Annotated in this window: 13 protein-coding genes; 8 read left to right on the top strand and 5 right to left on the bottom strand. The window is 75.3% G+C overall.

Going from position 1 to position 12,374, the window contains the following annotated elements:
- Positions 1-26: 26 nt before the first annotated feature.
- Genes BLT39_RS13115 through BLT39_RS13105 form a run of 3 tightly spaced genes read left to right on the top strand, consistent with a single transcriptional unit; the run spans position 27 to position 2,282 of the window.
- Positions 27-1,145, top strand: coding sequence for a serine/threonine-protein kinase (locus BLT39_RS13115; RefSeq protein WP_242658374.1), 1,119 nt, complete (start codon positions 27-29; stop codon positions 1,143-1,145).
- Positions 1,146-1,176: 31 nt separating this feature from the next.
- Positions 1,177-1,680, top strand: coding sequence for a mycothiol transferase (locus BLT39_RS13110; RefSeq protein WP_091063820.1), 504 nt, complete (start codon positions 1,177-1,179; stop codon positions 1,678-1,680).
- On the top strand, positions 1,677-2,282 hold the full coding sequence (locus BLT39_RS13105) for a GyrI-like domain-containing protein (protein WP_091063817.1): 606 nt from the start codon (positions 1,677-1,679) through the stop codon (positions 2,280-2,282). Before BLT39_RS13110 ends, BLT39_RS13105 begins: the two co-directional genes overlap by 4 nt.
- 63 nt (positions 2,283-2,345) lie before the next feature.
- Here the strand turns inward: BLT39_RS13105 and BLT39_RS13100 are convergent, their stop codons facing one another.
- Positions 2,346-3,467, bottom strand: coding sequence for a glycerate kinase (locus BLT39_RS13100; RefSeq protein WP_091065041.1), 1,122 nt, complete (start codon positions 3,465-3,467; stop codon positions 2,346-2,348).
- Between the two features lie 28 nt (positions 3,468-3,495).
- Between BLT39_RS13100 and BLT39_RS13095 the strand changes: the two genes are divergently transcribed.
- Positions 3,496-4,701 carry an acyl-CoA dehydrogenase family protein gene (locus BLT39_RS13095; RefSeq protein WP_242658373.1) on the top strand — a complete coding sequence of 402 codons (1,206 nt, stop codon included), beginning with the start codon at positions 3,496-3,498 and terminating at the stop codon, positions 4,699-4,701.
- 9 nt (positions 4,702-4,710) lie between these two features.
- Here BLT39_RS13095 and BLT39_RS13090 read toward each other — a convergent pair whose 3' ends face one another.
- A complete protein-coding gene (locus BLT39_RS13090) occupies positions 4,711-4,968 on the bottom strand; it encodes a hypothetical protein (protein ID WP_091063810.1) in 258 nt (85 codons plus the stop codon).
- A 184-nt stretch (positions 4,969-5,152) separates the two neighbouring features.
- Between BLT39_RS13090 and BLT39_RS13085 the strand changes: the two genes are divergently transcribed.
- Together BLT39_RS13085 and BLT39_RS13080 are read left to right on the top strand one after the other, a co-directional pair.
- Complete coding sequence (locus BLT39_RS13085; protein ID WP_091063807.1) at positions 5,153-5,752, top strand: TetR/AcrR family transcriptional regulator; 600 nt, start codon at positions 5,153-5,155, stop codon at positions 5,750-5,752.
- A gap of 3 nt (positions 5,753-5,755) precedes the next feature.
- On the top strand, positions 5,756-7,936 hold the full coding sequence (locus BLT39_RS13080) for an MMPL family transporter (protein WP_091063803.1): 2,181 nt from the start codon (positions 5,756-5,758) through the stop codon (positions 7,934-7,936).
- 2 nt (positions 7,937-7,938) lie between these two features.
- Here the strand turns inward: BLT39_RS13080 and BLT39_RS13075 are convergent, their stop codons facing one another.
- Genes BLT39_RS13075 through BLT39_RS13065 form a run of 3 tightly spaced genes read right to left on the bottom strand, consistent with a single transcriptional unit; the run spans position 7,939 to position 10,680 of the window.
- Positions 7,939-8,397 (bottom strand): cupin domain-containing protein, encoded by a 459-nt coding sequence (locus BLT39_RS13075; protein WP_091063799.1) that lies wholly within the window; start codon positions 8,395-8,397, stop codon positions 7,939-7,941.
- Positions 8,398-8,404: 7 nt separating this feature from the next.
- A complete protein-coding gene (locus tag BLT39_RS13070; protein ID WP_091063795.1) occupies positions 8,405-9,643 on the bottom strand; it encodes an alpha-hydroxy acid oxidase in 1,239 nt (412 codons plus the stop codon).
- The gene (locus BLT39_RS13065) at positions 9,643-10,680 is read right to left on the bottom strand and encodes a LacI family DNA-binding transcriptional regulator (RefSeq protein WP_207507941.1); all 1,038 of its coding nucleotides are present in this window, start codon (positions 10,678-10,680) and stop codon (positions 9,643-9,645) included. The genes BLT39_RS13070 and BLT39_RS13065 overlap by 1 nt, the downstream gene beginning before the upstream one ends.
- A 100-nt stretch (positions 10,681-10,780) precedes the next feature.
- On the opposite strand from BLT39_RS13065, the gene BLT39_RS13060 reads away from it, so the two are divergent.
- Both BLT39_RS13060 and rhaI read left to right on the top strand, forming a co-directional pair.
- Positions 10,781-11,140: an L-rhamnose mutarotase gene (locus BLT39_RS13060; protein WP_091063792.1), complete on the top strand. Its 360-nt coding sequence runs from the start codon at positions 10,781-10,783 to the stop codon at positions 11,138-11,140.
- A complete protein-coding gene (gene rhaI, locus BLT39_RS13055; protein WP_207507940.1) occupies positions 11,137-12,336 on the top strand; it encodes an L-rhamnose isomerase in 1,200 nt (399 codons plus the stop codon). The genes BLT39_RS13060 and rhaI overlap by 4 nt, the downstream gene beginning before the upstream one ends.
- Positions 12,337-12,374: the final 38 nt, after the last annotated feature.

Below are 12,374 nucleotides of genomic sequence, written 5' to 3'. Positions count from 1 at the left end.
ATCCCTTACGTCGTACGTTGCCTTCCGTGGACCCGCAGCAGCCCCGTGTCCTGGCCGGCCGGTACCTCCTGGGCGAGGAGATCGGCCGCGGCGGCATGGGCGTGGTCTGGCGCGCACACGACCAGGTGCTCGACCGGGAGGTCGCCGTCAAGGAGGTCACCTTCGGCGTCCAGGTGTCGGCCCAGGAGCGCGAGGTCCTGCGCGAGCGCACGTTCCGCGAGGCCCGCGCCGCCGCCCGCCTGGACCACCCGGCGGTCACCACCGTGCACGACGTGGTCGAGGAGGACGGCCGGCCCTGGCTGGTCATGGAGCACGTCCGCTCCCAGACCCTGCTGCAGCTGGTCGAGCAGCACGGCCCGCTGCGCGTGGACCTGGTCGCCCGCGTCGGACTCGACGTCCTGGACGCGCTGTGCGCCGCGCACCGGGAGGGGATCATCCACCGCGACGTGAAGCCGGCCAACGTGCTCGTCGACGCCGACGGCCGCGGCCACCTCACCGACTTCGGCATCGCCACCACCACCGGCGACTCCAGCCTGACCGCCACCGGCACCGTGCTCGGCTCGCCGTCCTACATGTCGCCCGAGCGGGCCACCGGCCAGCAGCCCCAGCCGCGCGACGACCTGTGGTCGCTGGGGGCCACGCTCTACACCGCCGTCGAGGGCCGCCCGCCCTTCGACCGCGGCGAGCCGATGGCCACCCTGCTCGCCGTGGTCGGCGACCACCCGGCGCCGATGGTCCGGGCCGGCGCGCTGCAGCCGGTGCTGACCGCGCTGCTGGCCCGCGACCCGCAGCGCCGGGCCACCGCCGACCAGGCCCGCGCCGCGTTCGAGGCCGCGCTCGCCGCCCCGGCCACCCCGGTCGCGCCACCGGCCCCGCAGTACGAGGCGCCGGCGGTGCCGGCGGCCGGCGGGTCGGTGCAGCGCTTCGACGCCGCCGACCTGCGCCGCCGCGCGCACGACGCCAAGGAGGCGCTCAAGGCGCTGGCCGAGAAGCACGTGCCGCCGCCGCAGGAGCCCCGGCCGAGGTTCCGGTTCAAGCGGCGCTGGGTCGTCGTCCCCACGGTGGTGCTGCTGCTGGTCGTCGTGGCCCTGGTGGCGGGCGCGGTCTGGCTGGTCGCCGAGGGCGGGCAGCTCCTCGGCGGTTGACGCGGGCACGGCACCGGGTAGCGGCGGTCGCATGCGCACCGACGAACTGCTCGCCGCCGCCTTCGACAACATCGCCGGCGTGGTCGACGCCGCCGTCGACGGCCTGTCCCCCGACCAGCTGGCCCAGGCACCCGAGCCGGGCGCGAACACCATCGCCTGGCTGGTCTGGCACCTGACCCGCATCCAGGACGACCACGTCGCCGACGTCGCCGGCTCCGAGCAGGTCTACACCGCCGACGGCTGGGCCCGCCGCTTCGACCTGCCCTTCGACGACGCCGAGCACGGCTACGGCATGGACGCCGAGGACGCCGCGAAGGTCCGCGCCGACGCCGACCTGCTCACCGGCTACCACCACGCCGTGCACGCCCGGACCAAGGCGTACCTGGCGACGCTCACCGACGCCGACCTCGACCGCGTCGTGGACACCCGGTGGGACCCGCCGGTGACCCTCGGCGTCCGGCTGGTCAGCGTGGTCACCGACGACCTGCAGCACGCGGGGCAGGCCGCCTACGTGCGTGGTCTGCTGGGGGCGTGACCGCACCGGAGGTCGACCTGGCGGACGACGACGCCTACCGGGCGCACCGCGGTGAGTGGCGGCTGGTCGACCTGGGCCCGCGCCAGTACCTCGCCGTCGACGGGCACGGCGACCCGGACGGCGCAGCGTTCGCGCCGGCGGTGGAGTCGCTGTACCCGGTGGCCGCCGCACTGAGGACCGCCAGCGAGGACGCCGGCCGCGGCTACGTCGTGCCGCCGCTGGAGGGCCTCTGGTGGGCGCAGGACCTGGACGCCTCCACCCGCCGCCGGGACAGGGCCGTCTGGGAGTGGACGCTGCTGCTCGCCGTCCCCCACTGGCTGGGCGCGGCCGAGGTCGAGGCCGCCGTCGAGCGCACCCGACCCCAGGCGCCGCCGCGGCTGGACGACGTCCGGCTGGAGACGCTGACCGAGGGCCGGTGCATGCAGACCCTGCACGTCGGCGCCTTCGACGACGAGGGCCCGGTGCTGCGCCGGCTGCACACCGAGGTGCTCCCCGGGGCCGGGTTCGCCCCGACCGGCAAGCACCACGAGGTCTACCTCACCGACCTGCGCCGCACCGAGCCGGCGGCACGGCGCACGATCCTCCGCCAGCCCATCGCCTGAACCGTCACCTGACGGCCGTGGCCCAGAACGGGGCCAGCACGGGCCATGGGCGTCAGGTGATGGCTACGGGGCGGCGTCGGCGAGCGCGCGGGCGGTCAGCTCCGTCAGCAGGCGGGCGGGCTCGGCGAGGCAGACGGCGACGTCGGGCTCGATGTCGACCAGCCCGTGCGCGGCGGCGAACCCGGCGGCGGCGAGCTCGGCGGGCCCCAGCCGGACGACACCCGCCACCCCGACGCAGCGCACCCCGGCGGCCGCGGCCCGCTGCGCCACCACGGCGGGCGCCTTCCCCGACAGGGTCTGCACGTCCAGGGCGCCCTCGCCGGTCAGGCACAGGTCGGCGCCGGCCAGCGCGGCGTCCAGCCCGACGAGGTCGCAGACCAGGTCGGCCCCCGAGGTGATCCGGGCGCGCAGCACGGCCAGCGCGCCGGCCGCGGTGCCGCCCGCTCCCCCGGCGCCGGGCACCGCGTCGACCTCGACACCGAGGTCCCGGCGGACGACGTCGGCGAAGCGGACCAGCGCGGCGTCGAGCACCGCCACGTCGTCGGGGGTCGCGCCCTTCTGCGGGCCGAACACCGCCGCCGCCCCGCGCGGGCCGGTGAGCGGGTTGTCCACGTCGGTGGCCACGACCACCTCGACGCCGGCCAGCCGCGGGTCCAGCCCGGTGACGTCGACGCGGTCCAGCCCGGCCAGCGCGGCGCCGCCGGGCGGCAGCTCCGTGCCCGCCGCGTCCAGGAACCGGACGCCGAGCGCGGCCAGCATCCCGGTGCCGCCGTCGGTGGTGGCGCTGCCGCCGATGCCGACGACCAGCCGCCGGGCGCCGGCGTCCAGGGCGGCCCGCAGCAGCTCGCCGACGCCGCGGGTGGTCGCGGTCAGCGGGGCCGGCGGGGCCAGGTGCAGCCCGGCCGCGGTGGCCAGCTCGACCAGCGCGGTGCCGCCGTCCAGGGCCAGGACGGCGTCGCGCGGGGCGCCGTCCGGCCCGCTGACCCGCACCCGGTGGGCGGCCCAGCCGGCCCGCAGCGCCGCGGCGACCGTGCCGTCCCCGCCGTCGGCGACCGGCCGCAGCAGCAGCTCGGCCCCGGGGTGCACCCGACGCACGCCGGCGGCGACCGCGTCGGCCACCTCGTCGGCGTCGAGGGTTCCCTTGAACTTGTCGGGGGCGATGACGATCCGCACGCCGCGCAGCATGCCCGACACCGGCCTACCGTCCGTCGACGTGAGCACCGACGCCGACACCCTCGCCCCGGCCACCGACTTCTACGCCGTCGACGACCTCATCGACCCGGCCGACCTGGAGATCCGCGACCGGGTGCGCGCGTTCTGCGCCCGCGAGGTCACCCCGGTCATCAACGACTACTGGGAGCGGGCCGAGTTCCCCGCCCACCTGGTGCCCAAGCTCGCCGACCTGGGCATCGCCGGCGGCACGGTGAAGGGCCACGGCTCGGCCGGGATGAGCGCGGTCGCCGCCGGGCTGGTCGCCGCCGAGTGGGCGCGGGCCGACGGCTCGATGGGCACCTTCCACGGCGTGCACTCGTTCCTGGCCATGCAGTCGATCGACCTGCTGGGCAGCGAGGAGCAGAAGGAGCGCTGGCTCCCGCAGATGGCCCGGATGGAGAAGATCGGCGCGTTCGGCCTGACCGAGCCCGACCACGGCTCCGACGCCGTCGCGCTGGGGACCACGGCCACCCGCGACGGCGACGGCTTCGTGCTCAACGGCGCCAAGAAGTGGATCGGCAACGGCTCCATCGCCGACCTGGTGATCATCTGGGCCCGCGACGAGGAGGGGGACGTCGGCGGGTACGTCGTGGAGAAGGGGACGCCGGGATTCACCGCCACGGTCATGACCGGCAAGACGGCGCTGCGCGCGGTGTGGCAGGCCGAGATCACGCTGGAGGACTGCCGGGTCGGCAGCGAGAACAAGCTCGCGAACTGCCGGAACTTCAAGGACGTCTCCCAGGTGCTCGACCGCACCCGGTACACCGTGGCGTGGCGGGCGCTGGGCGTGGCGCAGTCGGCGTACGAGCTGGCGCTGGCGCACACCCTGCAGCGCGAGCAGTTCGGCTCGCCGATCGCCGGCTACCAGCTGGTGCAGGAGAAGCTCGCCCGGATGCTGGCCGAGATCACGACCATGCAGCTGATGTGCTGGCGGCTGTCGACGCTGGCCGACCAGGGCCGGATGACCGCGGCGATGGCCTCGCTGGCGAAGATGAACTGCTGCAAGAAGGCACGCACGATCATCGCCGACGCCCGCGACCTGTTCGGTGGCGACGGGATCCTGCTCGAGCACCACATCGCCCGCCACCACGCCGACATCGAGGCGATCTACACCTTCGAGGGCACCGACCACGTGCAGGCGCTGATCGTCGGCCGCGAGGTCACCGGGCTGTCCGCGATCACCGGCCGCCGGCCCCGGAAGGACTGACCCGCAGGGTCAGCTGGCGCGGGAGAGCTGGCCCGCGGTGATCCGCTTGCACTCGGCGCAGGCGGTCTCGCGGGCCCGCACGCGGTCCCAGCGGTGGGCGCCCCACACCTGCACGATCGCGCCGCAGCTGGCCAGCTCCACCTCCCCGTCGAGCTCGGCGGGCGGGCGGTGCGCCTCGACGGCGTGCCAGGAGGAGGAGACGGAGTCCTCCGGCTTCGACCGCGACCAGCGGTCGGGCCGGGCGCATCCGACGGCGTAGCTGTCCACGGCTCCAGTGTGCCCCCGATCACAGGTCCCTGCCATCGGATCGGAACCGGCCTGGTCGGCGGGGCGTCACGACACGCAGCGCCGAGCACGCAGCGCCGTCGGATCATCACGTGTGCCCGAGGTCACCGACCATTCTGGTCGGTCCACCGACCAGAATGGTCGGTACGCCGCTACCGTCGTCCGGGTGACCCGCCTGCAGCGCCAGCACGCCGACGACGCCATCCTCGACTCCGCCGCGGGCCTGTTCGCCCGGCACGGCTTCGCCGGCACCTCGGTCCAGCAGGTCGCCGACGCGGTGGGCCTGTCCAAGGCGGGGCTGCTGCACCACTTCCCGAGCAAGGACGCCCTGCACGCCGCGGTGACCGCCCAGGCCGACCGGCTCGCCGACCAGGTGCTCGCCGCCGGCGCCCGGCTGCCCGAGGGTCCCGAGCGCGACCGGGCGACCGTCGAGGTGCTGGTCGACGTCGCCCTCGCCCACCCCGGCCTCGTCGCCCTGATGCTGTCCCCCACCGGCGCGCAGCCGGGCCCCGACTGCGCGGTCAGCGCCGGGGACGCCGCCGTCCGCGCCTTCGGGCTGGTGCCCGGGGAGGTGCCGGCGGACCCCACGCGCACCGTCCGCGTGCTCGGTGCGCTGGGCGCCCTCGCCGTGCTGTCCCTGTCCGCCGCCGAGCTCGACGCGGTCACGACCTGGCGCCCGCTCGTGGTCGCCACCTGCCTCGACGCGCTCGGCCACGGCCGCCCGGGCGCCACCGACCCCACCCGCTCCACCGACTCGGAGGCCTGACCCATGGCTGCACTGCTCGCCCGGCTCGGCGCGCTCGCGCACCGGCGCCGCTGGTCCGTCGTCCTCGTCTGGCTCGCCGTCCTGGTCGCCGGCGGCGCCGGGGCCGCCACCCTGGCCGGGGAGACGACGACGTCGTTCTCCATCCCGGGGCAGGAGTCCACCGTCGCCCTGGACCGCATCCAGGCCGAGTTCGGCGCCGGCGACTCCGGGGCCGGCGCGCAGGTCGTCGTCCGGGCGCCCGAGGGCACCACCCTGACCGACCCCACCCAGGCGGCGGCCCTGCAGCAGCTGGTCACCGAGCTCGGCGCGCTCCCCGGCGTGGTGTCGGCGAGCAACCCGCTCGACCCCGCCGCGCCCACGGTCAACCAGGACCTGACCACCGGCTACAGCACGGTCACCTACGACGCCGGGCCCGGCGAGGTCACCCCCGCCGAGCAGGACGCGCTGCGCGGGGCCGTCGCCGACGCCCGCGGCTCCGGGTTGACCGTCGAGGTCGCCGGCCAGGCCCTGGAGGCCGCCCCCGAGGTGGGCGGCATCGGGGAGGTCGCCGGGGTCGTGGTCGCCGTCCTGGTGCTCGCCCTGACCTACGGCTCGCTCGTGGTCGCGGGGATGAACCTCCTCACCGCGGCGGTCGGCGTGGGCATCGGCGTCCTCGGCATCACCATCACGACCGGGTTCCTCGAGCTGTCCTCGACCACGTCGATCCTGGCCGCGATGCTCGGCCTCGCGGTCGGCATCGACTACGCGCTGTTCATCATCAACCGGTACCGCCAGGAGCTGCGCCGCGGCGCCGACGTCCCCGCGGCCATCGCCACCGCGGTGGGGACGGCCGGCTCCGCGGTGGTCACCGCCGGCCTCACCGTCGTCATCGCGCTGGTCGGCCTCTTCGTCGCCGGCATCCCGTTCCTGACCCAGATGGGTGTCGCGGCCGGGGCGACCATCGTCGTGGCGGTGCTCGTCGCGCTCACGCTGGTGCCCGCGGTGCTGTCGTTCCTCGGCCGCCGGGCGCTGCCCCGGAAGCAGCGGGACCTGCCGCCGGTCGCCGACCCCGACGACGCCGCGCCCACCACGGGCCTGTTCGCCCGCTGGGCCGCCGGCGTCACGCGGCACCGGGTGGTCGCCCTGCTCGCCGCGGTCGTCGCGCTCGGCGTCGTCGCGGTGCCGGTCGTCTCGATGCGCACCACGCTCATCCAGGCCCCGCCGGCCGGCAGCACGCAGGAGCGGGCCCAGCAGCTGCTCGCCGACGGCTTCGGCGCCGGCGTGAACGGCCCCATCACCGTGCTCATCGAGGGCCCGGACGCCGCGACCGCCGCCGGTGCGGCCACCCCCGGCATCCAGGGCCTGCCCGACGTCGTCACCGTCACCCCGCCGGTGCCCAGCGCCGACGGCGACGCCGCGCTGCTGACCGTCGTCCCGGGGTCCGGCCCGACCAGCGCGGCCACCGAGCAGCTGGTCGAGGACCTGCGCGGCCAGCTGGCCGACCTCGACGGGGTGACCGCCTCGGTGACCGGGCAGACCGCGGTGAGCGTCGACGTCGCCGCGTCGCTGAACAGCGCGCTGCCGGTCTACCTGGCCCTGGTCGTCGGGCTGGCGTTCGTGCTGCTCGTGCTGGTCTTCCGCTCGCTGCTGGTGCCGCTGGTCGGCGTGCTGGGCTTCCTGCTCACCATCGGCGCCTCGCTCGGGGCGACGGTGGCGGTGTTCCAGTGGGGCTGGCTGGGCGCCCTGGTCAACCTGGACAGCACCGGCCCGCTGATCAGCCTGACGCCGATCCTGGTGATCGGGATCCTGTTCGGCCTGGCGATGGACTACCAGGTCTTCCTGGTCAGCCGGATGCACGAGGCGCACGCCCACGGGCGGTCGCCGGTGGCGGCGATCCGCAGCGGCTTCCGGTCGGCCGCCCCGGTGGTGTTCGCCGCCGCGCTCATCATGTTCAGCGTCTTCGCCGGGTTCGTGCCGGCCGGGGACGCCACCATCAAGTCGATCGGGTTCGCCCTGGCGATCGGGGTGCTGCTGGACGCCTTCGTCGTCCGGATGGTGCTGGTGCCCGCCGCGCTCGCCCTGCTCGGCGAGCGCGCCTGGTGGCTGCCGCGCTGGCTGTCCTGGCTGCCCGAGCTGGACGTCGAGGGCGCCGCGCTGCAGCGGGACCGCCACGACGACCGCGAGCTGGTGGGCTCGCCGGGCTGAGCTCAGGCCGAGGTCGTGCCGTACCGGGCGCGGAGCCTGCCCAGCAGCTCGGGGGTGGGCTCCTGCCCGGCGGCGACGGCGGCGTGCACGTCGCGGAAGTACTGCTCGTAGCCGGCCGGGGTGTAGACGCACAGCGCCCGGGCCGGCTGCTCGGTGTCGTTGCGGTAGCCGTGCACCGTCCCCCGCAGGGCCGCGGCGGTGTCCCCCGGGCCGAGCACGACGGCGTCGCCGGCGGTGGTCAGGGTCAGCTCGCCGTCGAGGACGACGAAGACCTCGTCGTGGTCGGCGTGCACGTGCGGCCGGGCGCCCACGGCCCCCGGCGGGACGGTGAACTCCTCCAGCCCCACCCGCCCGCCGGTCTGGCCGGCGGTCAGGGCGAACACGTGCCGGACGCCGGCCGCGTCGATGTCCTCCCCCTCCCCGGCGCGCACGACCAGCGGCGGGGAGCCGTCCTCGCCCACGTCGGTCTCAGCCGCGGGGCAGCAGGCGGTGCAGCTGGGTCACGTGCCGGGGCTCGAGCTCGGCGACCGAGCTGACGCCCAGCAGCCGCATGGTGCGCACGATCTCCGACTGCAGGATGGCGATGGTCCGGTCCACCCCCTCGCGGCCGCCGGCCATGAGGCCGTAGAGGTAGGCCCGGCCGATCATCGTGAACGAGGCGCCCAGCGCCATCGCGGCCACCACGTCGGCGCCGTGCATGATCCCGGTGTCGACCATGACGCAGGCGTCGTCCCCGACCTCCTTGCGCACCGCCGGCAGCAGGTGGAACGGCACCGGCGCCCGGTCCAGCTGGCGGCCTCCGTGGTTGGACAGCACGATGCCGTCCACCCCGGCGTCCAGCAGCCGGGCGGCGTCGGCGACGGACTGGACGCCCTTGACCACGAGCTTGCCCGGCCACATGCCGCGGATGACGCCGAGGTCGTCGTAGCTGATCGTGGGGTCCATCGCCATGTCCAGCAGGTCGCCGACCGTGCCGCCGGTGCTCGACAGCGAGGCGAACTCCAGCTTCGGGGTGGTCAGGAAGTCGAACCACCACCAGGGCCGGGTCGCGGTGTCCAGCACCGTCGAGAGGGTGAGCTGCGGCGGGATCGAGAACCCGTTGCGCCTGTCCCGCAGTCGCGCCCCGGCGATGGGGGTGTCCACGGTGAACTGCAGGGTGTCGAACCCGGCCGCGGCGGCCCGCTCGACCAGGCCGTAGGAGATCGACCGGTCGCGCATCACGTAGAGCTGGAACCAGTTGCGGCCGTGCGGGTTCGCGGCCCGGACGTCCTCGATCGTGGTGGTGCCCAGCGTGGACAGCGTGAACGGGATCCCCGCCGCGGCCGCGGCGCCGGCGCCGGCGGTCTCGCCCTCGGTCTGCATCAGCCGGGTGAACCCGGTCGGCGCGATGCCGAAGGGCAGCGCGCTGGGCCCGCCGAGCACCTGCACCGAGGTGTCGACCTCGACGGCCGGGCGCAGCACGTCGGGGTGGAACTCCACGTCGGCGAAGGCCTGCCGGGCGCGGGCCAGCGACAGCTCACCCTCCGCGGCGCCGTCGGTGTAGTCGAAGGCGGCCCGCGGGGTGCGCCGCTTCGCGATCGTGCGCAGGTCGGCGATCGTCTGCGCGTTCCCCAGCCGGCGCTTCCTCCCGTCCAGCTCGGGCTTCTTGAACCTGACCAGCTCGAGGAGCTCGGCCGGTCGGGGCGCCTGGCGGCGGGTTCGGGACATCAGGGCACCTCGGGGTGGTCGGGGTCGGGACGCCGTGCACGGGAGGACTCCCGGACGACGAGGACGGGCTCGTGCACGACCTGCTCGTGCACGTGGTCGGGGCGGGCCTCGTCGAGCACGAGGCGCGCGGCGCGGCGGCCGAGCTCCTGGCGCGGCCGGCGCACCGAGGTGAGCGGGACGGCGGCGGCCGCGGCGAAGTCGATGTCGTCGTAGCCGACGATCGCGCACTCCTCGGGCACCCGGACGCCGCGCCGGGTCAGCTCCTGCAGCACCCCGAGGGCCAGCAGGTCGTTGGCGCAGATGACCGCGGTCGGGCGGACCGCGGCCGGCAGGGCGAGGACCTCCGCGGCCGCCTCCCGGCCGGTGGCCACGGTCAGCGCGGCGGGGGCGAGCACGGTGAGCGTCTGCTCGCCGCCGAGCAGCTGCCGGACGGCGGCCACCACCCCGGCCTGCCGCTCCTCGATCTGGGGCAGCCCGGACGACCCGCCGACGAAGGCGATCCGCCGGTGCCCGCGCTCGACCAGGTGCTCGGCGGCGAGGCGGCCACCGAGCACGTCGTCGACGGACACCGAGCACTGGCCCGGGCCAGTGGCCCGCCGGTCGACCAGCACCACGGGCGTGCCCCGGCGCCGCAGGGACTCCAGGTGCGGTGCCAGGTCGGCGGTCGGCGTTATCAGCACCCCCTGCACCCGCTGCTCGGCCAGCAGGTCGAGGTAGGCCGCCTCCTTCTCGGGGCGGTCGTCGGTGTTGCACAGGATGACCGCCAGGCCGGCGTCCTCCGCGACGTCGGTGACCCCGCGGGCGACGTCGGTGAAGAACGGGTTGGCGATGTCGAGCACGACCAGGCCCAGGGTGCGGGAGGCCCCCGCCCGCAGCTGCCGGGCCGACTCGTTGCGCACGAACCCCAGCTCGGCGATCGCCGCGCGCACCTTCTCCCGGCTGGCCGCGCCGACCTGGTCGGGGCGGTTCAGCACGTTGCTCACGGTGCCCAGCGAGACCCCGGCCCGGCGGGCGACGTCCTGGATGCTGGCGGGCACGGCGGGGCCTCCCGGGTCGGCGCAGCGCGGTCGGTTGACCGCGCACGCACCGGATCATAGTGTGCTGCAGACCACTTGTGAAACGATTCAGAGGATCGTCGTGCCCCGCGTCTGCTTCACCCTCCAGGTCCGCCCCGACCGGCTGTCCGAGTACCGCGCCCGGCACGCCGCCGTCTGGCCGGAGATGCTCTGCGCCCTGCGCGGGGCGGGCTGGCGGGACTACCAGCTCTTCCTGCGCCCCGACGGCCTGCTGGTCGGCACCGCCGACGTCGACGACCTCGCCCGCGCCCAGGCCGCCGTGGCCGCGACCGAGGTCAGCGCCCGGTGGGAGGCGGAGATGGGACCGCTGTTCGTGCCCGGCACCGGCGACGGCGGCAGCAAGGCCCCGCTCGACCTCGTCTTCGACCTCGACGCCCAGCTCGCGGCGCTCGACCCCACCACCCCCGAGGAGAACCCGTGACCAGCCCCGACCGCCGCGCCCGCGCCCTGGAGGTGCTGCGCGAGCAGCGCATCGAGACCCCGTCGTGGGGCTACGGCAACTCCGGCACCCGGTTCAAGGTCTTCGCCCAGCCGGGGGTGCCGCGCACCCCCGAGGAGAAGATCGACGACGCCGCGACGGTGCACCGGTTCACCGGCGTCGCCCCGCTGGTGTCCCTGCACATCCCGTGGGACCGGGTCGAGGACTTCGCGGCGCTCGCCGAGCACGCCCGGGCCCAGGGCATCGAGCTGGGCGCGATCAACGCGAACACGTTCCAGGACGACGACTACCGCCTCGGCAGCGTCTGCCACCCCGACCCGGCCGTCCGCCGCAAGGCCACCGACCACCTGCTCGAGTGCGTGGACATCATGGACGCCACCGGCTCGCGCGACCTCAAGCTCTGGTTCGCCGACGGCACGAACTACCCCGGGCAGGACTCGATCCGCGACCGCCAGGACCGGCTCGCCGAGGTGCTGGCCGAGGTCTACGCCCGGCTGACCGGTGACCAGCGGCTGCTGCTGGAGTACAAGTTCTTCGAGCCGGCCGTCTACACCACCGACGTCCCCGACTGGGGCACGTCGTTCGCGCACTGCCTGGCGCTGGGGCCGCAGGCGCAGGTCGTGCTGGACACCGGGCACCACGCCCCCGGCACCAACATCGAGTTCATCGTGGCGACCCTGCTGCGCCACGGCCGGCTGGGCGCCTTCGACTTCAACTCGCGCTTCTACGCCGACGACGACCTGATGGCCGGGGCCGCCGACCCGTTCCAGCTGTTCCGGATCATGCACGAGCTGGTGCAGGCCGAAGCGGTCGCCGGGGTCCCCGCGACCGGTTCCTCGACCGGTCAACCCATCTCGTTCTTCCTGGACCAGTGCCACAACATCGAGCCCAAGGTGGCCGCGATGATCCGCTCGGTGACCAACATCCAGGAGGCCACCGCCAAGGCCCTGCTGGTCGACACCGACGCGCTCACGGCGGCGCAGCGCTCCGGCGACGTGCTCGGGGCCTACGCCGTCCTCAAGGACGCCTACGACACCGACGTCCGCCCCCTGCTCGGTGAGCTGCGCGAGGGCCTGGGTCTGCACCCCGACCCCTCGGCGGCCTACGCCGCGTCCGGGTACTTCGAGCAGGTCTCCCGCGACCGGGTCGGCGGGGAGCAGGCCGGCTGGGGCGCCTGACCCCCCGACGACGACGGCCCCGTCCCCGGGTGGGGGCG

It is taken from the genome of Klenkia brasiliensis (assembly GCF_900100695.1).
Taxonomy (GTDB): domain Bacteria; phylum Actinomycetota; class Actinomycetes; order Mycobacteriales; family Geodermatophilaceae; genus Klenkia; species Klenkia brasiliensis.
The sequence above is the reverse complement of the archived record's forward strand: the minus strand, read 5'-3'. Positions and strand labels throughout refer to the sequence as shown.

Excerpts from the sequence above, each read along its gene's own strand:
- BLT39_RS13110 (WP_091063820.1), top strand. The coding sequence starts at position 1,177 with ATGCGCACCGACGAACTGCTCGCCGCCGCCTTCGACAACATCGCCGGC.
- BLT39_RS13100 (WP_091065041.1), bottom strand. The coding sequence starts at position 3,467 with ATGCTGCGCGGCGTGCGGATCGTCATCGCCCCCGACAAGTTCAAGGGA.
- BLT39_RS13080 (WP_091063803.1), top strand. The coding sequence starts at position 5,756 with ATGGCTGCACTGCTCGCCCGGCTCGGCGCGCTCGCGCACCGGCGCCGC.
- BLT39_RS13070 (WP_091063795.1), bottom strand. The coding sequence starts at position 9,643 with ATGTCCCGAACCCGCCGCCAGGCGCCCCGACCGGCCGAGCTCCTCGAG.